Genomic DNA, 24,683 nt, shown 5'->3' with positions numbered 1-24,683 from the left:
CACCGGCCGCCGGACCACCTCCACGCGAAAACCATGGGTCGAACCCACTGACCACGCCGACGGCCGAACGGTATGCACACATCGTTGGGCCGGACCCAACGAACGTCCAGGTCGGCCAGCCGTCACCGGCCATTGGGTGCGGTCGTGACGATCCTCGGCACGAAGGTCGCAGCCGTCGGGGTCGCGAGTGCGCGAACCGCAGCCACAGGCGTTGGCGTCGTGGTCGCAGCTGCGCGAACCGCAGCCACTGGCGCGCTGGTCCTCGGCGCGCTGGTCCTCGGCATGGTGGTCACAGCCGTCGCGGGCGCCGCCAAACGAACCGCAGTCGTTGGTGTCGTGGGCGTTGATGTCGTTGTCCCGGGGGTGAAGGGCGGCGGTGTGGTGGTCGCGGCCACAACGGCCATCGGCGCGGCCGTCGCGCGCGTGAAGGGCGTTCGCGCGGTGGTCGCGGCCGCGAAGGTCGTCGGACCGGCGGTCGTGCGTGGGAAGACCGTCGGACCGGCGGTCACGCGCGGGAAGACCGTCGGACTGGCGGTCACGCGTGGGAAGGGCGTCGGCGTGGCGTTCACCGGCGGGAGTTGTCGGCGGGGGGTTACTGGGCATTGCCGCCGCCTCCGTCCGCCAGTTCGGTCAGCTCGGCCAGTTCGGCCACGTCGGCGGCGCGGCGGGTCGACTGGGCTCGTTCCTGCTCCTGGTATCGGCGGATGGCCTCCGCGGTGCGCCAACGGTCCAGCCATCCCAGGCCGACCAGGCTCAAGCGGCGCATGAACCACAGTGCCTCGCGGGTTTGTTCCACGCGCGGGGCGAAGCTGCGAGGGGCACTTGGCCAACCGTCCAGTGCGCCGTGTACCGCGGCGCGCAGCACGTCCGGCGGGAGGTCTTCCGCGGCCAGCGTCCCCGCCGCCACGGCCAGGTCGCGCGCGTACCCCTCAGCATCCGAATTGTCGGTGATCCTGGCGATCTCCTCGAGCAATAGCGAGCGGCCACCAGGCGCGCTCAGCACCGCGTCGAGGGCGCCGTGCCGGTCCAGCACTTCCACGGCATCCGCGATCCGGCTGACATCGGCACCTCGCGCCGTTGCCACAGCGAGGTCCAACAGTGCGCCAACCGCATCCGGATTGTCCTTGCCCAGCAACGTATCGGCCACGCCGTGCAACTGCAGCAGCGCGTACTCCCCGCCAAGTCCGGCGGCTACCGCGGTGTCCGAAGCGGACAGCGTCGGCGCCGATGGCGTCTCCGGCAGGGAGATCGTGGCGACGTCGGCATTTCCGGCGGCCAAGACCACCAGTTCGGCGGCGGCGACCGGAGTCGCCGGGTTCAAGACCGCCAGTTCGGCCTGGATCCGAGCGACGACTCGATCCCGAACCTCCGACGAGCCACTCACGGTCAGCACCGGAGCGGGCAGACCATCCGAGATCCGCTCCACAGTGGACTCCGCAATCCACCTCGCGACGTTCGATTCCGACTGTTCTCCATCCAGCTGAATCGGCGCGGGCACATCTTCCGAACCGGCAGTCGGACGAACTGGCCGGACAAGCACACCGTCACGCCAGGCTCCCTTGCCGGTGAGGCTCAACGATGCGCGCGCGGACGATGGCAGCTCGACCACGTGCCAGCGACCGGTCGACGGATCGAGACGACGGTCAATCACGTGCGAAACACCACTCGCAAGATGCTTCGACATCAGCTCCAGTGCCGCAGTCCAAACCAAGTCCGGGCGCTCGTGCTTCGAGACATCCGGGGCAACCGCCGTCAGGTCCATAGTGGATCCGCCCCGACGAAGGCCCGCGACCACGGCACCGAGCAACTTCACGGTGCCCTCCCGGTCGCCCAAGCGGACTCGGCCAGCAGGCGCCTTCGGGCGAGACCACCAGGTGTGCGACGCGGCACGCACCAACTCCGAGATCACCCGACGGTCCGACTCCACAGTGCGCTGGCCACCACTGATCAAGTAATCCGCCGACGGATGCTCGGTCGCAGACGGTTCGACCACAACGGCGTCGACCGGCAGGTCTGCGCCGTCAGTTCGCACCTGCCGGGTGAAGGCCTCAACCACGGTCTGGTCAGTCGTCAAGGTCAACGGCCCGTTGAAGTCGGTCGTGATCCGGCCCTGAACGGCGACATCCAGCGACACGTTGCCCAGGATGGTCCCCGGACCGTCCGGACCATCCACTTCGGACGATGAGTAGTGCACGCCGACAACACGATCGTCCGGCATCCACGGTTGCGGAGCGGCCGAACCAGACTCGCTGTCCAAACCAGGGAAAACGGTCGGATCCGGTGCACCCAGCGTCACCTCGAGCGGCGGCGCACCGGGCGGACGGAACGAAACCCCGACCCGGCCGGCACCGTCGGCCACCCGGATTTTCACCGGAACCCGGTCGAGGACGTCCGCGCCCAGCGAACGAGCGAGGTGCCCGGCCAGGGTCCTCGCCGTCTCCGCGGCTCGGACACGGCCATCAGGGCCGGTGCCGCTGACCTCGATCGGCGGCAGACCGCCATCTCGCTCACCAGCCTGACGCAGCGCATCGATCAGCTGTGCAGCAACCTTTTCCATCGGTGTAAGCGAATCCATCACCAATACGGCGTCCGGCGCCCGCAGGCTGGCAGCCCGTTGGACCTCGCCCAGGTTGTGGTGCACCCGGCTTTCGTCGATGTTCAACAGTGCGCGAGCATCCGGCGGGAGCTGGACCTCGTGCAATTCCCCGGTGTAACTGCGCTGATCGGTAACCGTACGCACCAGACCGGACAACTCGGGATCCGACGCGACGTAGGACAACGCCGCATGCCACACCAGATCCGGATCCGCGTGCCGACGCACTGCCGGTTCGACCGCGGTGAGGTGCAAATCGCCCTGCCGGTTGTATAGACCACGCACCAACGTCTGCACGACGCGTTGAGTCAGTTCCAGCGTCTCGAAACGATCCGACAGCGGCGCCTGCTCACCTGCCGGTGGGCGCAGCCAGCTTCCGTCGCTGTTCATCCGAATCTCGAACATACCAGGCAACTCCGCCGCCGCATTCAGTCCGATCCGCCGCGCTGTCTGGGTCAGTGCCACCGGCCCGGAGCGGTACATCACCGAGTTCCGGTGCACCCGGCCCAGCGGTGTGGCGAAAAACGCCTGCCCGAACGCGTTGACCCCGTCCGGCAACAGGTTTTCCTGCGTCAGTCCGTAATTCTCTCGCATCTGGTCCAAATAGGCCTTTGCGAACGGATGGCCCTTGGACATGGTGAACGCCGAGTTTGCAATGTCGCCGCCGACGCGGTGCACTGCGTACCCCTCGGCGGACTCGGCCGCGCGGACGACGTCGCCCAATCCGTGCACGACGTTGTCGCCGTCGGTGTAAAGGCCACCGAACCGATGCATCAGTTCCAGCCGAAGAATGTCGCTCGCTGCGGCGAAACCAGGCCCGGCTTGCTTCGCGACCTCGGAAAGGTAGTACTCCTGCAACTGCATCGGGTGCGCACTGGTGAACACTTCATTGACGTTGAGCAGCTGAATTCCGTGCTCCGCGGCCCAGTACACCATGTCCCGGACCTCGTGCAGCGGATCCGGACCGCCTTCGGGTGGCGTGCTGGTGAACACCAATTCGGTCTGCCAGCGCGGCACGTCCGTCCACAACACCGGAACGATTCCCTCGCCGAGCTGATCCGCGGCGGCACCGAAGTTCTTGCGGAACGTGTGCATGGTTCCGACGTCCCGAAGCGGACCGCCGAGCCAGATGGCGTGCATCAGCAGCGGCGTCGCCGTCACCTTCGCCAGCGGCTCGACGTCACCCGGCGCCCATCCGGCAAGTTTCTCGTCCGGACGTTCCATTTCGAGTGTCCACTCGCGATTGTCCGGCAACCGCGCGGGATCCACGTGCTCAGAGCTCAGCTGATAACCCTTGGCCAGATCCAGCAGGCTGAGCAGCTCAATGCCCTGCCCCGCGGTGATGCCGTGATAATCGTGACCACGCAGGAACTCCGGCGGCTCCGGCGGCCGGTAGAGCCCGAACCGGTCCGGACCGAGCAACGGTGCCGGCGCCGGCTCGTTCACCTCGGTCGCGTGCAGGTCGGCCACCAGCTCGGTGACCGAGCGGTAGCCGGGCTCCTCCGCGAGCACGTGCTCCGGTACGAGTTCGGCGCCACTGGAAATCGCCTGGTGTGCCCGCTCCCACAGGTCCTCCAGCGCGGAATCGGGGTCCGTGGTATCCAGACCGAGATCACCGGCAAGGTCCAGCAATTCGTCGCGGGTCGCCCGCGCCGGGAACGGCCGGGTGTTCGCCAGCCGGTCGAGTTCGTCCAATGTGCGCTGCTCGGCGGGACCCAGTTCGTCCACTCCGAACAGGCCGAGCGTGCGCTGTTCCTGCGCCTGCTGCAAACCACCGGGAATGCCGATCTCCGAACCGAGTTCGACGGTGAAGTCGTACCCGTGTGCGTCCCGCTGTTCCCGCAGGTACTCGACCATTCCTTCGGCTTCGGCCCGGGTCCAGTTCTTTTCACTGCGCCCGTACAGATCACCGTAGTTGACCACGATCCGCGAAACGTCCTGCCAGGACAGACCGCCGTGCAACTGCGCCTCGAAGTACCGGCCCACCGCGGCGTGCCCGTCGGTCTCGATTTGACTGCGCAGCTCCGGGTCGTACCGGAAACCGGTCACCCCGCCCAGTACCAGCCGGACGTTCTCCTCGTGCCCGTATGCCAGCAGCCCGTACAGGTGCTCGACATCGGTGAGACCCGCCACACCGAGATTACCCCGGCCGGCACTGTCACCAGGAGTGAACGTGGCCCGCTCGCGGACTTCCGGCTTCAGGTGCAGCACGCTCGCCCCGTAGCTGTACACCCCGCCGTGCTGCAGACCGGAATTCAACGCCGCGTACACCGGCATTTCCTCCGGTGCGGTGGGTGCGAAATCCGAAGTGTGATCGTCGCGGTCGGCCGGGTCGCCGCTGGTACGGCCGAGCACCGCTGCGTACCCCATCTGCTCCTCGACCCATCCGCGGCCGGACCGCAGTGCTGTGCCGGTGGTGTAGCCCGATTCCCAGAACGTCGGGAACCGACCGTTGCGTGTCAGGTGCTCGGCCCAAGTCAATGCCCGCTCACCCGGGGCCTTCGGCGCGCCCGCGGGCGTCCGTCCGAAGTCGACGTTGCGGGCCAAGTCCATTGTGCCCAGATGCAGGTGGGCCGCTTCGAGAATGCGATCGAGCAACGCCGGATCATCCGTCGGGTATCGCGTGCCCGACGTCCGGTTCAAGTCCGCCACCCGGCGCGCAGCCGCCTCCCGGTCCCGCTCGTGGTGTGCCGCTCCACGCTCGGCGGCCACCCGCAACGCGGTCCGTTGCGCCTCGGTCAGCCGCTGCCCGCCGAGCTGCCGGTCAAGGACGGCCGCGAGCACATCGGGGCGCTGATGCTGATCCAGCAACGACGTGATTTCCCCGTGCGGCCTACCGGCGCGGGCAGCGGCGACCACCTCGCCGGCCAATTCGAGCGTCCGGGCCCGGTCGCTCAGCGCAATCGGCCCTTCCGGGCTTTCGCCGCGTGCGTACTGCCAAGCCGAGTTCAACGCGCGGCTCAGCTCGTCGGCCACCACCTCGACGTCTGCGGCACGGCCGAGCGTTTCCCAATGCCCACCGCGTGCCACCCCGGTCAGCTCGGACCGCAGACCTGTGTCCAGCACCGAGTCGGTCGCCGCGTGCACCACGAACGGGCCACCGCGCTCTTCCATCGCCTGCTGGAAGTCGTGTGCGAGCCCGCCTGGGAGGCCGGCCGAATCATGCAGCAGGACAATCGACTCCGGCTTCGCCGACACGAACTCCGGGGAACCGGCGACGATCGCGGCCAGTGTCCGACCGTCGACCAGTACGACGTGGTTTTCCCCGTCCGTACCTTGAATCGTGACCTTCGCCTGCGCTCCCGCGGCCTCGCCGACAACCACCAAGGCACGCCCGGAGGCCAGCTCACCCGTCCACGGAGTCGGTGTCCGGTCGCTCTGGTCGAGCCAGGCACGGACCTTGTCCTGCTGGGACGGATCCACATAGGTCAGCGCTCGGGACGCTCCATCATGGCTGGTCAGCGAGGACGATATCGCCGCACCCGGACCGAATTCCGCGAACGTGCCCGGCGAGCCGTCGTTCTCGCCGCGCAGCCGAGTGTGGTCGAGTCCGACCAAAACGTCCAACCGAGACTCGAGGTGCGCCACGGGGAGCGCGGCGAGACGGCTGACGACCTCGGTCTTGAACTGCTCGGCCAAATCGGCCGGCACCGTGACCGGGGGCAACGGCGAACCGTCGAAATGGTGCTCGACCAGGGTTTCCGCGTAGTGCTTCGGGTCGGCTCGGGTCAGGGCCACTACGTCACGGGCCGGACCGGTGCTCCAGGCGGGATTGAGCCGAACCGGGCGGGACAGTTCCGTATCCGACCAAGTGCCCTTGCCCGTGACGGTGAACAGGCCCCGCGCCATCGGCGGCAGCTCCGGCCGTACCCATTGCCCGGTTTCCGGATTGCGTTCCGCCTCCACCACGGTCTGGACTGTCACGTCCGGCCGCGCGGCGAGCCGCGTGAGTGCGGCAGACCAGACGACGTCCGGCCGGTCATGTCGCGACACCAGTTCCTGCACGGCGTTCGGCCGCAGCACCCCAGTGCGCGCGACCTCGCCGGCCAGCGTCGACTCCACCCTGGACGTCAGCGCGAAGGTGCCTTGGCGGTCGGACAACGCGATCGGACCGGTGCCAGGATCCTGCCCAGGATCGCCGTGCTCCATTTCCCGAACGAGCCCGACGATCGCCTCGTCTCCAGGATTGCCACCGAAGGTTCGGAAATGGCCACCGTCGGTCACAGTCGTAAAACTCTGCGTCGCGCCGACCGCTTTGCCCAGGGTTGAGGAATCCCTGCCGAACAGCGCGGGCTTGGTCGGTGCGTGCACGGTCGTGGGTCCGCCGAGCTCGCTGAGCGCACGCTGGAAGTCGTGGGCAAGACCGCCGGGCCCGTCAGTCTGGCCGGCGCTGCAGGCAATGAGCGTCACTGAAGACTGCGGCCGGGCGAACGATCCGGATTTCGCGACGATTTTCGCGAACGCAGCACCGTTGACGCGCACCGTGCGGCCGCCCAACAGGGTCAGTTTCACCGACTCCGGTCGGCCGTGCGCGAAGACGAATAAGGAGTCCTTGTCCCACGGCGCAGCTGATTCGTCGGCCCATTCCCCGAACCGGCGGCCGTCCAGTTCAGGCTCGTTGCCCAGTCCGCGGGCCTGGCGCAGCAGCGGGTCGAATTTTCCAGGGGTCGCGCCGTTCGGGAGCGTGCTGACCTTGCCGGAATTGTCGGCCACCCAATCCCGTTCGATGCCACCGGTGTTTTCGTTCGCCGGCAGGAACGAGACGGCGCGAACCCGGCCCGAGCTGTCGGTGACCGCGTGGGTCTGGATCTCCGCCAGGTCGAAGTCGTACGACCGACCGGTCTCCGAGTCCCACCCGGAAACCGTCGATTCGTTCCTCTCGTCCGACAACCCACGATCGTCAAAGCGTCCGGACGCCTGGTTCGACGTGGCATCGTTCGCCTCGACGGTGCCTTCGCGGTGCGCCTCGGTACGGCGAGGGTCGAGCCGCGAGACCACCGGCGGACGCGGCCACAAGTGCGTGTTGATCCGCCAGTCCACTTCGGACTTTGCCTGCCACCACTTGCGGCGAGCCTCGTCCGACTTCTCCCGCGCGGCGCGGACCCGCTCGTTCGCATCATTCTGCAAAGCTGCGTGATCCGAGTGGTCATTGCGGTAGGAATCCAGCACGGTCAGGATCTGCGCGACGCGGTCCTGTGCGGCCTGCCGCTGCTGGACCAAATCGGACTGTCCTGCGCGGACATCCCGGGCATCTTGCTGCGCGCGCCAGGCATCCGCAACGAGATCGTTCTGTTCCACCGACCCCGGCTCGACAGCGGCAGCCAGCGCGAGGAGCTGCTCTTCTCGCTCGTTGAGCCGGTTGATCTCGGCATTGCCGTCGCGCAGGGCCTGGCCCGCTCGGCGGGCGTCGTTCTGCGCCTGGTCCAGCTCCTGTCGCAGCTGACGCACCGGATCGTTATCGACCGTGACGTTCAGCCCGCGTGCCCCTTCGGTCAGCGTGCGCACGCTGTCGTTCTCGGACAGCCAAGCATCGTCGGCGTCCTGCTGGGCCTTCTCCAGCTCTTCTTCAGCGCTACGCCACTCTTCCGCCGCCTTCTTGACCGCGTCCTGGGCGGTGGTCAGCGATTCCGGCAGCGGTTCACCGAGCGACTGTTCGAGGTCAGTGCCGCTCATCCGCGTCCGCGAAGACTGCGGGACCCGTACCTCGACCGCAGCAGTCCGGCCGCCGACGTTGGCGACCACCCGGTACTCGACGTCCAGCCCGACGAGGCCCGTCCGGCCCTTCGCCTTGCCTACCACGGAACGCTGTGCCTCGGTCGTACTCGATGTCGGATCCGGCCGGTTGACCGGGGTGCGGACGTCCAGACCACCCCAGGAGTGCATGTTCCGGCCCGGATCGGTGATTCCGCCTGCGCCCGCGTTGAGCTGCTGTTCGCCACTGACGGTCTGCTTGGCCTCGCCGGTGAACGTGGCTGCGGACTGATCCGAACGCTCCAGCTTCACCGAATCGCTCAAGCCGACCAGATCCGGCTGCACCATCCGGGCATATACCTTCACCGAGCCGTGCTCGTTACCCAGCAGCCCGGATTCATGAAGGTCCGGTGTCTCAAGCGCGGCGCCGAGCATGTCCGGCAGTTTCGCTTGCAGCGTCTCGTTGGTGATCGATGCGGAAAGGGTGTTGTTCGCGCCGGTGCTCGGGCCGGTGATCCCCTTGCCCGCGCCCGCCAGCCGCAACGCCCGCACTGCGGCCGCACGGACATCGGCGGCACCGCGCAACCCTTCGACAATCGACGACTTGGGCAAGGCGCCGAAGCCCTGCTGCTGCCAGGCCTCGATCCGGTCCGGTGTGGACTCCGTGGCATCCAGTTCGGTGGTCCGCGAGCCGTAGAGCTTCGTGTGGTACCGCTCGTCGCCGGAGATCCGCTGGTCGTCGGCCGAGGACCGCACGGTCACCGACGCCTCCTGCGAGGCGAGCGACCGGCTCTGCCCGCCCTGCGCGACCACCAGCTGGAACTGGATCTGGTGCCGGTACCGTGCCGCAGGCCCGCTCGAGGACGCGGTCACGGCCGAGGTCGTCGTCTTGTCCTCCACCGTCTGGTCGCTCTTGGCCCGAGTACCGGAAACGCCGGCGTAGCCACCGTCGTAACCGCTGATCTTCGGGTCGCTGTCGCGGAAGAGCCCGCGTCCGGCACCGCGGATCTGGCCGGTGTAGGACGAGCCGTGCCCGGAGTTCTTCTTGGTGGTCTGGGTCGAGTTGACGACATGATCGACTTCGCCGCCATCGTGCACGACGTCGAGGAACTCAGTACCGACGATCTTCGCCTGCAACAGCACCTGGTGGTTGTCGGTCGATACGATGCCCGGCTTTTGCAGCAGCAGCGGCACACCGCCATCCAGCGCACCATCCACAAGAGACGTCACTGCGTCCGGAGTGGACATGTCGAGCGCCCGCTGCAGGTTGTTCATCGAATCGTCCAGCACCGACTTCGGCAGCAGTTTGCCGCCGGTCTTGCCGAACTCGTCCCGCGCGTCCTGCACCAGCTTCGAGAGGTTGGGGGCGTCCTCCACCACTGCCGCACCCAGCGAACTGGACTTGCCGCCGACCAAGGACGGCCCGGAAAGTGTACCGGGCGCGGGATCGCGCGGCTGCACCTGTGGCAGCAATCCTTCGTCGCGGGCCTGCTGCTCGGTCATCGACACGAACATCGATCCGGGCAGCTTCACGTCCGCCCCGTTCCGCGAGATCGACCCGTTGAGCAGCCCTTCCTGGCGGCTCTCCGCAACCAGCCGCACGTTCGCGTCGTACTGCACCAGCACCGTGCGGCTCGTCCCGGACGCCCGGCTGGTGTGGTCGACGCTGGCGCTGATCTCGTTCGACGAACCGGATGTTCGCTGCCAAGGGCTCCACTTCGCGGTGCCGACAACCTGGCCCTGGCCGTGCGTGGTGTTGCCGTCCGGCCGTGCGGTGAAGCCGAGTTGCACACTCGCCTCGACCGCCTGCTTGCGGGACTGCTCGTAGCTCGCCTTCGAACCGCCGGCGTAGGTCCGCTCGCCACCGCCGCTCTCGGAGACCGCGATCAGCTTGGGGTTGCTCAGCGAGACACCCATGCCGAGGCCGCCGACGCGATCGGCCATCCGGCGCTCGTAACGGAATCCTCCGGCCGTTCCGCCTTGCTTCAGCAGCCGCGGCGTCGCAGCACGGAGGCTCTCCGGCGAGAACATCCGGTCCACTCGCGCTCTCGCCTCGCCGCCGGGCAACCCGAGTACCGAGTCGCCGCCGGCCGAACGCTGCAACTGCCGCAGCGCTTCGTCGCGCACCGCCTCAGTATTGGCGAATGCCTCCACGTGCAGGAAATTCGGCGACGTCTGTTCCTGCTGCTGGGTCAACAACTCGTCGACGCTCGGTGTCTCGTTCTGGGTCAACGCGACCACACCGGGCTTGCCCGGGGTGAAGTCCGCGGGATCCTTCTTCAGCGCTGCACCGTCGTTCACCCACAGATCGACCTTGCCGGAGATCCGCGGCAGCGCGGGATCGCCGGTCTTGGCCACTGTGGACACCTTCGGCGTCACCCGCAACGGAGAGCCGGGCGTCAGCCGTCGTACCCAGGGCCGGTTGCGGGTGTAGCTGGTGATCTCGACCTCGAACTCGACGTCGTGGTCGAACACCTGCGCATTGTCACTGCCGCCCATGGTCGTCGTGGTGGTGACCGTCGGACCACCGGCGTTCTTCCACGTCCGGTTGTCCGAGTACTGCAGCGGGGTCACGGTCGGACTGATGCCCAGGTTCGCCAGCCCCGCCACAACAGGCAGCGTGACCCGGCCCTCGACCCCAGTCGACCAGCCCTTCTCGGTGGTGGTGCTGCTGGTCAGCGACGGGCTCGTCTCATTGCTGTTCTTGACCAGCCGCCCGTCCGCCTGGCCCAAGTGCGTTCCGGACGACAGCTTCGCCTTGACCGTGACATTGATGTACTCGTCGGTGAACAGCCCGCGCCGCTTCAACTGGGCCGACACGCCCGGTCCGAGCAGACTGTCCATTTTGCCCCGAAGCGATGCGGGGGAGAACGTGGCGGTGATCTTGCGCAGATTCGACAGTCGAGTGCCGACGTCTTGGCTGGAACCCTGTTTGTCGCTCTGGAACTTGTCCCAGCGCGGCAGGAACTTCTCAAGGCCAGGCTGACTGCGCAGCGCGTTCTCGATCTGAGGTTGCACCTGCGCCGCCGGTGAGAACGACCCGGCCCGGACGTTGCCTGCCGCCGCGGCCGACGCAAGGTACGGCGGTTCGAAACGCCTTCCGACGTCCTTGAATTTCGGCTTGGTGTCCTTCGGAACCGGAAGACCCTGCGCCTTCGCCTCAGGCAGTCCCATTCGGACGTACGAAGTGGCCTGTACGGTCGTCTTCTCGCCGTTGGAGGCGGTGACGTCGAGGTCAGCAGTTACCTTGTACAGGCCGATGTCGCCCTTTGCGTTCACCGTCGACTTGTTGGTGACGCTGGTGCCGCTTGTGGACTGCTGGGTGACCTTGCCGGAGACGCTGCCGCTCACCCCGGCCACTCCGCTCAGGGCACCGGGCGCCGTCGACCCACCACCGAAGATCGCGTTCACGTCGCCGCCGGACTTCGACGACGCGGCGGTGCTTCCACCGCTCACCGAGGAGTCGTTGAAGCGCAGCTCGCTGTCGCCGGGGATGACTCCGACGAATTCGACATTCGTCGGCCTCGCCTGCAGCTGCACCGCGTCGCGATGCGATCCGTGCGGGCTGAGCAAATCGTTCGACACCACCGGGCTGCCCTGCATTGCGGTGCCGAGGACGCTGCGGATCCCGCGGCCGCTCAGGAAGTTCTGCAGCGTCGTACGACCGGGCGCGCCGAACTTGGTCACCGACGGATGCAGGTTCTTGCTGACCTGATCGAACAACGCGTTCTCGTCCAGGTCCACCGCTTCTGGGGCGAGAAACTCGATCTGCTGCGCCCAGTCTGGCTTGGGGTCGGCGGTGCCATCCAGCTCTGCCTGCTTCAGGTTGCTCAGGTCGGTGGACAGCATCAGTCCAACTTGGCCATCCACAGTGGACCCATTGATGCCACCGGTCTCGGTGCTGACGGTGATGTGGTAGGTAACCGGCACGTCCGCCCGTTGGACGTCCCCAGCCGAACGGATCACGCGCTGCTCGGTGCCGGTCGTGGTCCCGGTGTGCTCCGTGGACGGACCGGCGAGCTGCACCGTGCCACCGAGTGACGCGTACGGGCCGGCCGGGAACATTCCGAAGTACGAGGTGCCGAGCGCCCTCGCTGTGGTGTCCGTCTTCGGGGTCGCGTGAGTGGTCTTGACCTCGTTCTTCACATCGCCGATCGTCGGCTGGTCCAGCTTCGTGATCTGGTCGGATCCGATCCCGTCGAGCCCGAGTTCGGCCCGGACCTTGACCTCGTACCATTTCTCGCCGACCCGCACCATCGACTTGCGGCCCTGACCGAGGAACGCTTCGAAGCCCGGCCCGCTCAGGCTTGCGGTGATCGCGTCGACGCCTTCCAGTTTCGGCGGGTTCTCCCGACCCGGTCCCAACTGGCGGACAAGTCGTTCGATGACCTTGCCCACGTCCTCGGCGCCACGGACGTCGACCGGCACGATCGAGCCGAGCGCCTTCCCGTCGCGAGCGAATTCGGGCAGCCGCTCGGTCAGCGCCCGATCGTCCGGCTGCTCCTTTGTGGACGTCTCCTCGTCGGCGACGAGCACCGCGTCGTTCCCGTGCGGTGTCCAGTCCGCGACCAGCCGGTCGAAGAATTCCGCACGGCGCGGAGCCTCGGCCCGCAACCTGTCCGGGTCGAGGAAGTAGAACTTGGCCGTCTCGGCCATGTCCTCGTTCGGGTTCGTCGTGCCATAACGCGTGATCGGGCTTTCGCCCTCGACCGAGGGGAACCCGTCGCGGGTCCACGATCCGGTGTGCTCGTTGAACTTCGCCTGGAGTTCGCCCTGTTGTTTCTTGAGCTCCTTGACAATGCGAGGCGCTCGGACTCGCGCAAGCTCATCTCCCTGCCGCGCAAAGACCTCCGGGTGTGCTGCTTCCAGCTGCGCCACGAAGTCCGCGCGTTTCGGGGCGCGCCGCGCAAGACCCTCCGCATTAAGCAGGTGCGACCTGACCGCGGCGGTGAAATCATCGTGCGCGGTGCGGGCAAGCCGGTCATCCGGTGGCTCGGCGTCCGGATTCCGTTTCGGCGTACCGTCTTCGTTCCAGCTGCCGACGTGCTTGGTGAAGTCGTCGAGTGCGTACTTCAGCAGGCCGTGGGACAGCTCATGGGTGAGCGTGCCTTCGAGTTCCCGGCGGCCGCCGCCGAAGTCCTTGCTGAACCCGGCAAGGGCGTACAGGTTCACGGTTTTGTGCGACCCGATGTACTCACCACCCATGCCAGGTGAGAGAGCACCACGCTCGATGCCGAATCTCGCCGCACCGATGTGCTGCACTTCCTGCTCGACACCGGCGCGGTTGGAATTCTGCCGACGGTCACCGATGATCGGCGCGTAGTGTTTCAACGCGTCGTCGATCGCGGCCTTTTCGTCTGCGGTGAATTCGCGAGGCTTGACCTTGTCGAGAGTTTCCTGCTTCGCTCTGGGGTTGCTTTCCCGCACCGCTTGCACACCACGGTGCGCTTCGACATTCACGCCGGTTCGGGGGTTCGGGGCTGGGCTGGTGTCGGGGGTTCGGCTGGTGTCCGATGCCTCGTTGGTATTTGGGGTGTGCTGGTCCGGTTGTGGGGACGGCTTGGGGGGTGCGGCGGCCGGGCTGTGCCGGTTGGGGGTCGGCTGGCTGGTAGTGGCCTGGTTGGGGGCGGGCCGGTTGCCGCTCAGGTTGTCGATGAGGGCTTGCCGGGTGGCGAGGGTGATATCGGCGAGTTTCTTACCGTCCTCGGGGTTCTGCCGCATTCCCTGGAGGAGAGCATTGCGGTCGTCCGGGGACAGGTTCGCCGCAACCTCACTGATTCGGTTCGGTCGGCTGGGGGTGGGTCCGGTGGGGTTGATGCCGTGGAATGCTGCTTTCGCGGCGATCTTGGACAGGTTCGGGTCCAGGCTCGTGTAGTTGCCCAGGTAATGACCGACCTGATCCGACCAGGTCGTCTGGTTCGCATGACTCTGCGTCAACGCAGTGACATTGTTCGGATCCGTACCGACCTTACTCGCAATCCGCGACCCATCAGTCTGCACCGCCAAACCGGAATCAAACTTCACAATCGCATTCGGATGACCCCCATACTGCCAACCCGGATTCCGCTGCGCCACCACCGAATCAACCAGCCGCTGCGTGTTCGACCGGGATTCCGGGCCGATGTCCGGCCTCGGGTCGGTGGCCGGGGTCGGGTCGGTGTCGTCCGAGTGGTGGTCGGTCTGCGGGTGCGGGGTTGCGGAACTGTCCTGGCGCGGTTGCGGGGTCGGGTTATCGGTGAGGTGGTGGTCGCGGATGTTCGCGGTGTTGGAGACGTTCTCGAGTTGTGCGAGGTTGTTCGCGTTGAGCGACGAGTCCTGCCACGCGTCCGGACCCATCACACCGGTCTGGTCCTGGCGGTTGAACAGCATCTCGTTGTTCTTGTAGCCATCGCCCAGACCCACGAAGTGCATCACTTCGTGCGCGACACCGAAACTCGAATCGTGCACATCCCAGTTGAGCTGGTTCGTGGCCGGCGAATTCGGGTCGACCGCGGAGTTGTGCACGTTGACCGGAATCCGGCGGGTCGGGTCGGATTGCCAGCTGTCGTCGTTCGGGTCGACGTCGTCGGCGACGCGCGCGTCGACCCGGACGTGCACCTGGTCCCCACCCGGGAACCGGTGTTGCTGGTTGACCCAGGAATCCAGGTGGTTCTGCGCGTTCTCGACGAGCTGGTTCCGCTCGTCGACCGAGACCGACCCCGACGACGAGGTCAGATCAATCGGCACGGTGAATTCGCGAACCCAATTCCCGGGCGAAACCTCGAAACGGCGCACATCGTACCTGATGTTGGTCATCGCGCCGGTGAGCTGACCACCTCGCAGCCCACTGCGATTTCCGGTGAATTGCTCGGCAATTGCCTTGGCCGGGTCGAACCGCTCTGAGGTGAACCGCGTGGGCGGAGCGTTGTCACGGTGGTTGCCCCAGTCGCGTGGACCGGGCAGGCTCTTCGACTGGTTCGGCTGAGGGGCTTGGTTCGGCTGGTTCGACTGGTTCGACCGACTCGGCTCGGGATTCGCGGCTGGGCCCGGTTGATGGTTCCGCGGTGCAGCCGGAGGCGTGTGCGTGGCCGGAGACCCGTTGCCGCTCAGGTTGTCGATGAGGGCTTGCCGGGTGGCGAGGGTGATATCGGCAAGTTTCTTACCGTCCTCGGGGTTGCTGTTCAAGCCTGCGCTGAGCGCCTTGGTCTCATTGCGCGACAGATTCCCGATCAAGTCGGTGAACTTGTTCGGTCGGTTGGGGGTGGGTCCGGTGGGGTTGATGCCGTGGAACGCTGCTTTCGCGGCGATCTTGGACAGGTTCGGGTCCAGGCTCGTGTAGTTGCCCAGGTAATGACCGACCTGATCCGACCAGGTCGTCTCGTTCGCATGACTCTGCGTCAACGCAGTGACATTATTCGGATCCGTACCGACCTTACTCGCAATCCGCGACCCATCAGTCTGCACCGCCAAACCGGAATCAAACTTCACAATCGCATTCGGATGACCCCCATACTGCCAACCCGGATTCCGCTGCGCCACCACCGAATCAACCAGCCCCCGCCCCTCCCTCGCCCCATACTCAAACCTCCCCGTATTCGGATTCCGCGTCCCGAACGTCGCATCATTCTCCAGCCTGCCACCATCCAACCGGACAAACGTATTCGGCTCCGGAAAATACACCGACCGCGAATCCACCCCAGCCATCGCCTGCCGCACATCAAGATCCAACTGCGCCGCCCGATTCGCCACATCACCATCACCCGGACGAACCCGATAACCACCACTGATCAACTCCGGAGGCCCCTCCGGATTACCCGCCACCACCTGATTCACCGCATCAAACAACGGACCACGACCAGTACCCAACGAATGCACATCCGCATCACCAACATGCAAATACACCTCATTACCACCACCCGCATCACGAACCCGACCCACCACCTCCTCCGTCACCGGATTCCGCACAATCGTCTCCCGAATACCACCATACGGAATCGTCTTCTGATCCACCACATCCGAACTCGGATGCTTCCACGTAAACCCCACCACCGCCACCGGGAAACGATTATCCCAACCCGCCCTGAACTGCTCCACCTTCCGACTGATCACCGACTCAGAACCCGGCGTCCCATTCAACCCAATAACCAAACCAAACCGACCATCCCCAGAACGACCCGAAAACCCACCCGAATACTTCGCAGCAAGCAAATCCAAATCATCATCCACCGTCGCCGCAACCGTCGCCACCACACCAACACCATCCACATTACCCTCATGACGAGAACCCACATCCCCCAACACACCCGTCTCACTCACCACAGTAAACCTAAAACTCCCCAACACCTGCCGAAAATCACCCTTCCCACCCGTCACCAACGGAACCCGCCCAACATTCGGACCGGGTCCGGTGTTGGTGTTCGGTTTGGGAGCCGGCTTCTTGGGGGCCGCGACCGGAGTGTGGAGATTGCGGCGCGGAGTCCTGGCGGGCTTGGGGGTCTGGGGTGCGGGGGTGGGGTTGGCGCTGGTGCTCGGCTTGGGCGCGGGGGTGGGATTCGGGTTGGTGCTTGGCTTGGGCGCCGGGGTGGGGTCGGACTTCGGGTTCGGGTCGGATTTGGTTGTCGGGCCGGATTTGGGCGTCGGGTTGGGCTTGGACGTCGGGTTGGACTTGGACGTCGGGTTGGACTTTGGTGTCGGGTTGGACTTTGCTGCGGCGTCGGATTTCGGGGCGGGTGTTGGGTTGGGGCTGGACTTCGGGGCAGGTGCAGGGTTGGGGTTGGAGTTCGGGGTGGGCGACGTGGTGTTCTTGGAATTGGAGTTGTTTTCGGTGTTCGGCGTCGGGGTGGGCTTGGTGTTGATCGACGTTTCGGGTGCTGGCGTGGGTTTGGTGTCGATCTTCGGGGACGGGCCGGGGGGTGGCTTCGGGCTTTCGGACGTCGGGTTCGGTTGCGGGGAGGTGTCGGATTTCGGGCCGGTGGTGCCGGTCGGCGTGGGCGAGGGGTTCGGCTGGCTCGATGGGGGTGCCGGCGTGACGTTCGACGGTGCCGGCCCGGGGGTCGGCGAACCGTTTGTGTGAGACGACGTGGGTGTGCGGTCCGGCCCGTTGACGCTCGTCGCGGGGTTTGTGGACGCGTTCGGTGAGGGGCTGGGGCTCGACTTCACCCCGTCGACGCTGCCCGCCACCGGCGGCGGAACGGGCCTGGACTGGGCCTCGGTGCCCGGGTTCGTGGTACTGGAGGTACTCGGGTTCGGGCTGGGGCTGGTGTTTGTGGTCGGGCTTGTGTTTGTGGTCGGGCTTGTGTTCGTGGTCGAGCCGGTGTTTGTGGTCGGGTTCGGGTTGGGGCCGGTGTTGGTGTTCGGGCTGGTGCTGGGGGTCGGGTTGGGGTTCGTCGTCGGGGTGGGGCCGGTATTGGTTCCGGGGTTCGTGGTGGGGCCGGTGTTCGGGGTCGGCGAGCTGGTCTGGCCGGTGCTCGGGTTCGGGGCGGGCTGCGCGTTCTGGTTCGTGGAGGTACTCGGGTTCGGGCTGGGGCTGGTGTTCGGGGTCGGGGAGGCGGTCGGGCCGGTGTTCGAGTGGGGGCTCGTGCTGGTTGCGGGGTTGGGGTTTCCGCCGGTGTCCTGGTTTGGGGTGGTCGACGTGTTCGGGGTCGGGCCCGGCTGAGTGCTTGGGTTCGGGTCGACCGACGCGTTCGGGGTGGGGTCGAGGTGAGTGCTCGGGTTCGGGCTGGTCGATGTGCTCGGGGCCGGGCTCGGCTGGGGGCTCGGGGTGGGGTCCGCGTGCGGGGTGGGGGCGGTGTTCGTGCCTTGGTTGCCGGTGAAGCCGGGCAGGCCGCCGCCGTGGTGGGGGGTTGTTGCGGGGGATGGGGTGGTGGGGTGGTTGCCGCCGGTGGTGGGCGTGGGCGTGGCTGAGTTTCCCTGGTCGCCGCCGACCGGGGACGGGGTCGGGCCGCCGGTGTTGACCGAGTTCGGATTCGGTGTGCCCGGCGTTGCCGGGGGTGGCGCAGGGTTGCCGGTGTTGACCGAGCCCGCCGTCGACGGCGGCGGGGTTGAGCTGTGGTTGCTCCCGTTTCCGGCGGGATTCGTGCCGACACCGGGGTTGGCGTTGGGGTTGCCGGCTGGGTTGGCGCTGGGGCCTGGGTTGGAAGTGCCGCCTGGGCTCGGGTTCCCACCGGGGTTTCCACCAGGGTTGGTGCTCGCACTGGGGTTCGGGTTCACACCAGGGTTGGGGTTGCTGCCCGGGTTGGGGCCCGGGTTCGCGTTGGGGCCCGGGTTGGAAGTGCCGCCTGGGTTGGCGCTGGAGCCTGGGTCGGAAGTGCCGCCTGGGCTCGGGCTCCCGCCAGGGGTGGGGGTTCCTCCTGGGTTCGCGCCGGGGCCTGGGTTGGATGTGTCACCGGGATTCGGGGTTGCCCCGGGGTTGGGGGTTCCGTTGGGACTGGTGTTGATGTTGTTGCCGGTGTTGTCGCCGACGGGGGTGGGGTTGCTGCCGGGGGTGACGTTGGTGTTGGTTCCGCCTGGTGAGTCTGGGTTGGTGGTGACGTTGGTGCCGCCGCTGTTCGTACCTGGGTTGGTGGTGGAGCCGGGGCTCGTGTTGGGGTTCGGGGTGGAGTTGTTCCCGGTGTCGGCAGGGTTGTTGGCGGGGTTGCCGGTGTGGCTTGAGCTATTGCCGGGGTTGCCGGTGGTGTTTCCGGGGTCGCCGGTGGTGTTTCCGGCATTGCCTGGCGTGTTTCCGGGGGTGTTGGTGGTGTCGGGGTTTGGGGTGCCGGAGCCGGTGTTGCCGCTTGAGTTGTGGGGTGCGGTGGGTTCGTTGCCGGTGCTGTGGTTGGAGTTGTTCGTGCCGGGGTTGGTGCCGTTGGAGTTTCCGGTTGGGTCGGTGCCGCCGGTGTTGTGGTTGCTGCCGCCGGTGGGGTTGTTGGCGGTGCCGCCGGTGTTGTGGTTGGTGCCTGGCAGGTTGGCGTTGCTGCCGGGATTGCCGGTGGGGTTGGTGCCGTCGGAACCGTTCGAGCCACCGGTCGGGTTGGAACCGCCCGCCGAGTTCGAGCCACCGGTCGAGTCCGAGCCACCGGTCGGATCCGGACCACCCGCCGAGTTCGAGCCACCGGTCGAGTTCGGACCACCCGCCGAGTTCGAGCCACCCGTCGAGTTCGAGCCACCGGTCGGATCCGGACCGCCCGTCGAGTTCGAGCCGTCGGGGCCGCCGGAGCGGTCTGAGCCGTCGGTACTGTTCGGGTCGCCGGAGCTGCCGGTGCCGTTCGGGCCGCCGGTGCCGTTGGGGTTCGCGTTCGGGGCGGTTACCGGGGCGGTGTTGATGTTCGTGTCGGCGCCGCCGGGGTCGTTGGGGCCCTTGGTGGTGCTGCCGTTGTCTCCGCCGGTCAGGTGGTTGTGCAGGCTTTCGCCGGCGTGGCCTGCTCCGTGGGTGGCGGCGCCGCTCAGGCCGCCGTTCAGGGCGCCCCAGCCCAGGCTGTCCAGGTCGGCGCCGAAGAGACCGGCGGCGGACAGGCCGGCGACCACTTCGGCCCCGGCTTCCACGCCTGCTGCGCCGAACACGTTGTTGCCGTACTTGCCCAGTCCGCTGTGCGCACCTGCGGCGAACGCTCCGGCGATCCCGCCGATGGCGGCGTTCTGGCCGATCTGCCCCCAGTCGAATCCGTCCCGGTTGCCCTGCGCGATCTGGATGAATTCCGCGAGCATTTCCTCCGCGGCCTCTTCCGCGGCCTCCTGCGCGGCTTCCCTTGCGACGCGCGAGAGCAGGCTCAGCAACCGCGACATCAGCGACCGCTCGATCTGCATCACGGCCGTGCGCCCGGCTGCCCAGATCGCCGGTACCAACGGTGCGGTGAACGGGTTCGACATCGCCCAGATCAGGTCCGCCGCGGTGACCGCAATGGAGATCAGGATGCCGTACTTGGCGTTTTCCACGTTCAGCGCGTATTCGCGAAGCGCGGACGCCTGCTGCTGCGCCTGCGCGGCGTAGCCGGAGCCCATGGTGCTCAGCTTGTTTGCGAAGGACGCGAAGTTCGTCGCCACGTCGCCGCCGACGTTCGAGACCACCTGCTGAGAAAGCTGGCTGAAACCCTGGTCCGCCGCGGCGATCTGCTGCGCGACCTGATCCCATTCCGCGGCCAGCGCGCGAGCCTGGTCCTCGTCGCCCTGCGGCCAGGCATCACCCGCGATGATGTAGAAGACCCAGTTCAAACTGGGATCGACCATCATGCTCATCGCGGGTACACCTCCTTCGGTTCCAGGACAACGGGATCAGGACTTCGGGCTCGGCCGTGCCGACCGATCCGACGGGCGGGCTCGGCTCAGGAATACCCGGCGACCCTATTCGTCCTTGTGCACGGCCTGGTTCAACTCGGTGAAGCTCTGGAACAGCGAGTTCGACGCGTCGTAGGCACCCTGGTCGGCATCCCGGAACGACGTGGCCATGTCGCCGATCGAGTCACGAGTGGCCTCGACCGCCTCGGCCCACGCCCGGATGCCGTTGTAGATGTCGGTGGCCGACTTCTGGTGGGTCTGCGAGAACTCCTTGCCGTTCTTGTCGTTCCCGGCCGCGGCCTGGATCCGGCTGGGATTGGCCAGGCCCTGCAGGCGCTGCGCGAGGGTGCGCAGTTCGGCGCCCTTGCCGTCGAATCCGTCGCGGCCGCTGTCAAGTCCGTCCGCGTCGACGAAAAACTGGTCCGTCACAGCAGGTTCCCTTCGTCGAATCCTGGCACCCGGGCCGAGAACAGGGCGTTCACGTCCACTTTTCCGCTCATCAGATCCTGTGCGGAGATCCCCGGCGGCAGCATCGGGGCCATCGCCTCGGCCGCCGCGGCCATGGACTTCTCCCTGGCCGCGGCCACCGTCTGCACGATCACCGAGGCCAGCTCCGCCGGCGCCATTCGCCGGTACGCGCCGGTCGGGAACGAGAGTTCGGTCAGCTCACCGGTGCGACCCACGGTCGCGCTCACCTCACGACGCGCGGAGGTGGCGGTGCTGGTGACCGTCTCGACCTGATGCCGGGTGTCGTCGAACTGATCGAGCTGCCGCTGGTAGGCGGCGAGCGCGTCCTCGAGCATCTTCTCGTGCTGCGAACCCATCGGTTACCTCCCTGGATCAGCCGACCGAGGCCAGCCCCGGCCCGAGGGCCAGCGCTCCGGTGTCGGGCGGACGGATGCCCCGCAGATCGGCGGCGGCCAGTGTGCGGGACGCGGCGGCGGCCGAGAGCGTCCTGGCGAGTTCGTGTGCGGCGTGCACGGTGTGCTCGGACGCCGCGGACAGCTCGTGGGCCAGCGCGTCACGAACGTCGTCGGGTACTTCGTGGCCACGCCGGACCAGCAGCCGTACCGCGATTTCCGCCAGTTCGTCCACTGTGTACTCACCGAGCTGCCAGCCGTACGGGAACAGCTCCCGCAGGGTGGGCAACTGCTTGAGCAGCTGGGCGACCCGATCGGCTTCGCCGGTGAGCACCACCACCGGATCGGCCGGACGGCGCGCGATCATCTCGCCAAGCGCCTCCAGCGCCTCGACCCCCGGGGTGTGCGGGGAGGTGTCCCAGTCTCCGTCGAGGTCGATCACCAATGTGCCACCGGACGCGTCGCCCATCGCGGCGCGCACCAGGTGTTCGGCCTGACCCGGCCAGCGCGGCGACAGCTCGTCGGCGAGACCGAGGTGCACCAGCTGCCCGACCGGGACCATCCCGAACTCCGACAGGAGCTGCGCGTACAGCTTCGCGTACTCGGTCCGTCCGGTGCCGCGTTTCCCGCTGACCACGAGGTTCGCCTGGTATCCGAGCGGTTGCCGTTCGTGGGTGAGCCCGCCGAGCCGCAGCAGCAGCCGCTCCGCGTTCTCGCGCACCGAAGCCTGGCCGACGAGCCCGCCGAGCCGCTTCCAGCCCGCACTCGTCCCGATCGCGGCGGCCGGATCGGCGGTGACCGACACCGTCGACTGCGCCGCCGAGGGCAGCTGGCTCAGCTCGGCACGCAGGTCGTCGGCGGTGAGCCGGTTCAGCTCGGAGTCCTTCGACGGTGGGTGCAGTGCCAGCCGGGACGCTTGGTTGTTCACCATCGCCTCGAACAGTTTGCGGGCCACGCGGCCGTTGCCGAACGTCGAGTTCTTCGGCACGCGTTCGAAGTAGTCCCGCAAGGTGGTCAGCGCGTCGTCGGTCAGCTCGTAGTAGTGCTTGCGGGTCAAGCCGGTGGTGATGGTGACCAGCTCGTCCACGCTGTAGTTCGGGAACTCGATGGTGCGGGTGAACCGCGAAGCGAGACCGGGGTTCGAATCGAGGAACTGCACCATCTGCTCGGAGTAGCCCGCGACGATCACCACGAGCGAATCGCGCTGGTCTTCCATGATCTTCATCAGCGCGTCGATGGCTTCCTGACCGAAGTCGGGGCCGGATCCACCGGTACCCGACGCGAGGGTGTACGCCTCGTCGATGAACAGCACCCCGCCGATGGCCTTCTCCACGACCTCGGTGGTCTTGATCGCGGTGGACCCGATGTACTGGCCGACCAGGTCCTGGCGCGCCACCTCGATCATGTGCCCCTTGGACAGGATGCCCAGCTCCGCGAGCACTGTGCCGTAGAGCCGCGCGACCGTCGTCTTACCGGTACCGGGCGGGCCGGCGAACACCAGGTGCCTGCTCATCGGCGGCATCGGCAGTCCCATCCGCTCGCGCATCTGGGACATCTTGATCAGGTTGATCAGGCCGGTGACTTCCTTCTTCACCCCGGCGAGCCCGACCAGCGCTTCCAGATCGCCCAGCGGCCCTTCGAGCACCTCACCGGCCGCCTCGCTCACGGTCTGGTCCGGTGCCGGCTCCGCGTCCGGGAAATCACCGAGCGGGCCCGCGTTCAGCGGCTCGTCCGAGGACCGTGCGGAGTCGGTGATCAGGTTCTGCACGTCCGCCTGCTCGGCACCGCCCACGAGCTCACCCGCGGCGTCGTTGACCACGCAGTCACGGATGCTGACCGGCTCGGTGGTTTCGACGTGGAAACCGTCCTGCCCGGCACTGAGGATTTCGCATTCGGTGAACGACGCTCGCGCGGCGACGGTTGCCCCGTTGCCCCGCGCACTGCGCACCCGGCACCGCGACGCGGTGAGCACCGCACCCTCGGCGACGGTGATGCCGTCAGTGCTCGACTCGGCGATTTCACAGTCCTGCAACGAGGTTTCCGCCGTGCCCGCCACGTGCAGGCCACCGCCGCGCACCAATACCGACTTCGCCGACGACGATGCGCTGGACGCGAACGACACGGCCTGCTCGGCGCTCGAGGTGACCCGGATATCGGTCACCGTGAGCCGCGAGTCCTCGGTGACCCGCAATCCGCTCTCCCGGCCGGTGTCAAGAGCGGCGTCCGCCAGGTCCAGAGTGGACTGTCCGGAGAGGACGATCCCGGCGCCGCTTTCGGTGGACAGCCGGAGCCCGCCGACGCGCACCGCGGACTCGGCGGAGACCATCATCGCCGTCTGCGACGAGCCGCGCACGGTCGCCCGTTCGAACCGCGGCCGGGCCTGGCCGTCGACGAGGATCGTGATCGGCGATCCCTCGAACGTGCAGTCCACGAATTGCGGCGCCGCGGTTCCGGTGGCTTGCAGAGCGTTTCCCCCGGCACCGGCGAACACGCAGTCACGCAGCAGCGGTGCGGCCGATGCGGCCACGTGCGCCGCCTGCATCGGGGCCGACCGGAACTGCGACGACGCCACCGAAACCCGGCCCTGGCTCGTCACGTACAGGTCCACGTTCGCACTGTCGCGCACGGTCAGTCCGGTGATCGTGGCACGGCCTTGCTGCTCCACGACCATCGCCGGCTTCTGCGCACCGGCGATCTCGCACTGCTCGATGACCGCGACCGCTTCACCGTTGACGCAGATGCCGTTGCCCGCCGCGTCGCGCACCACGCACCGGCGCAACACCACGGAACCGACCTCGGCCACCACGACCCCGGACGAGGCGGCCTCGACAACCTCAGTGTCCTCAATGGTCGATTGCGACGGCGAAGCGAGCACGACACCGGCACCCGCGGTGCTGGTCACCGTGCAACCCCGCAGTGCGAGCGAACCCTGCAGCCTGGCCAGCAGCGTCGCCCACGAAGTCCCCGACACGCGGCACCCGTCCAGCGCCGCCTCGCCGCGGACCACGTCGACGGTCACCAGCTGGTCGTCGGCCCCGGTCAGGGTGAACCCGCTCAGCTGCACCGCTTCGGCGTTCGCGACGAGCACACTGCCCGTGTTCGCCACGATTTCGACCGTGCCCGCTCCCTGCTCGGCCACGAGCGAAACCATCTGGTTCACCACGAGGTTCTCCTCGTAGCGACCGGGATGCACGCTGATCGTCGCTCCCGCCTGCGCCTGTGCCAGCGCCGCGCCGATCGTCGGGTACGCGCCCGGCCGGTCACCGGCGACCACGAGCAGCTGTCGGTTCATCGTCTCCGCCTCTCCACCC

Annotated in this window: 4 protein-coding genes; all 4 read right to left on the bottom strand. The window is 67.2% G+C overall.

Going from position 1 to position 24,683, the window contains the following annotated elements; genetic code table 11:
* Window positions 1-592 precede the first annotated feature (592 nt).
* Window positions 593-20,473: a WXG100-like domain-containing protein gene (locus tag ABD793_RS23410; protein ID WP_344863415.1), complete on the bottom strand. Its 19,881-nt coding sequence runs from the start codon at window positions 20,471-20,473 to the stop codon at window positions 593-595.
* A 105-nt stretch (window positions 20,474-20,578) separates the two neighbouring features.
* Window positions 20,579-20,941: a hypothetical protein gene (locus ABD793_RS23405; RefSeq protein ID WP_344863413.1), complete on the bottom strand. Its 363-nt coding sequence runs from the start codon at window positions 20,939-20,941 to the stop codon at window positions 20,579-20,581.
* Window positions 20,938-21,336: a YbaB/EbfC family nucleoid-associated protein gene (locus tag ABD793_RS23400; protein WP_344863411.1), complete on the bottom strand. Its 399-nt coding sequence runs from the start codon at window positions 21,334-21,336 to the stop codon at window positions 20,938-20,940. The genes ABD793_RS23405 and ABD793_RS23400 overlap by 4 nt, the downstream gene beginning before the upstream one ends.
* A 16-nt stretch (window positions 21,337-21,352) precedes the next feature.
* On the bottom strand, window positions 21,353-24,664 hold the full coding sequence (locus ABD793_RS23395) for a right-handed parallel beta-helix repeat-containing protein (RefSeq protein ID WP_344863409.1): 3,312 nt from the start codon (window positions 24,662-24,664) through the stop codon (window positions 21,353-21,355).
* Between the last annotated feature and the right edge of the window lie 19 nt (window positions 24,665-24,683).

Source organism: Amycolatopsis ultiminotia, from assembly GCF_039536925.1.
GTDB classification, from domain to species: domain Bacteria; phylum Actinomycetota; class Actinomycetes; order Mycobacteriales; family Pseudonocardiaceae; genus Amycolatopsis; species Amycolatopsis ultiminotia.
This window is presented reverse-complemented; position numbering and strand designations above follow the sequence as displayed.

Bases quoted from the DNA above. Each gene is read 5' to 3' on its own strand.
- ABD793_RS23400 (WP_344863411.1), bottom strand. From the start codon at position 21,336: ATGGGTTCGCAGCACGAGAAGATGCTCGAGGACGCGCTCGCCGCCTAC.
- ABD793_RS23395 (WP_344863409.1), bottom strand. From the start codon at position 24,664: ATGAACCGACAGCTGCTCGTGGTCGCCGGTGACCGGCCGGGCGCGTAC.
- ABD793_RS23410 (WP_344863415.1), bottom strand. From the start codon at position 20,473: ATGAGCATGATGGTCGATCCCAGTTTGAACTGGGTCTTCTACATCATC.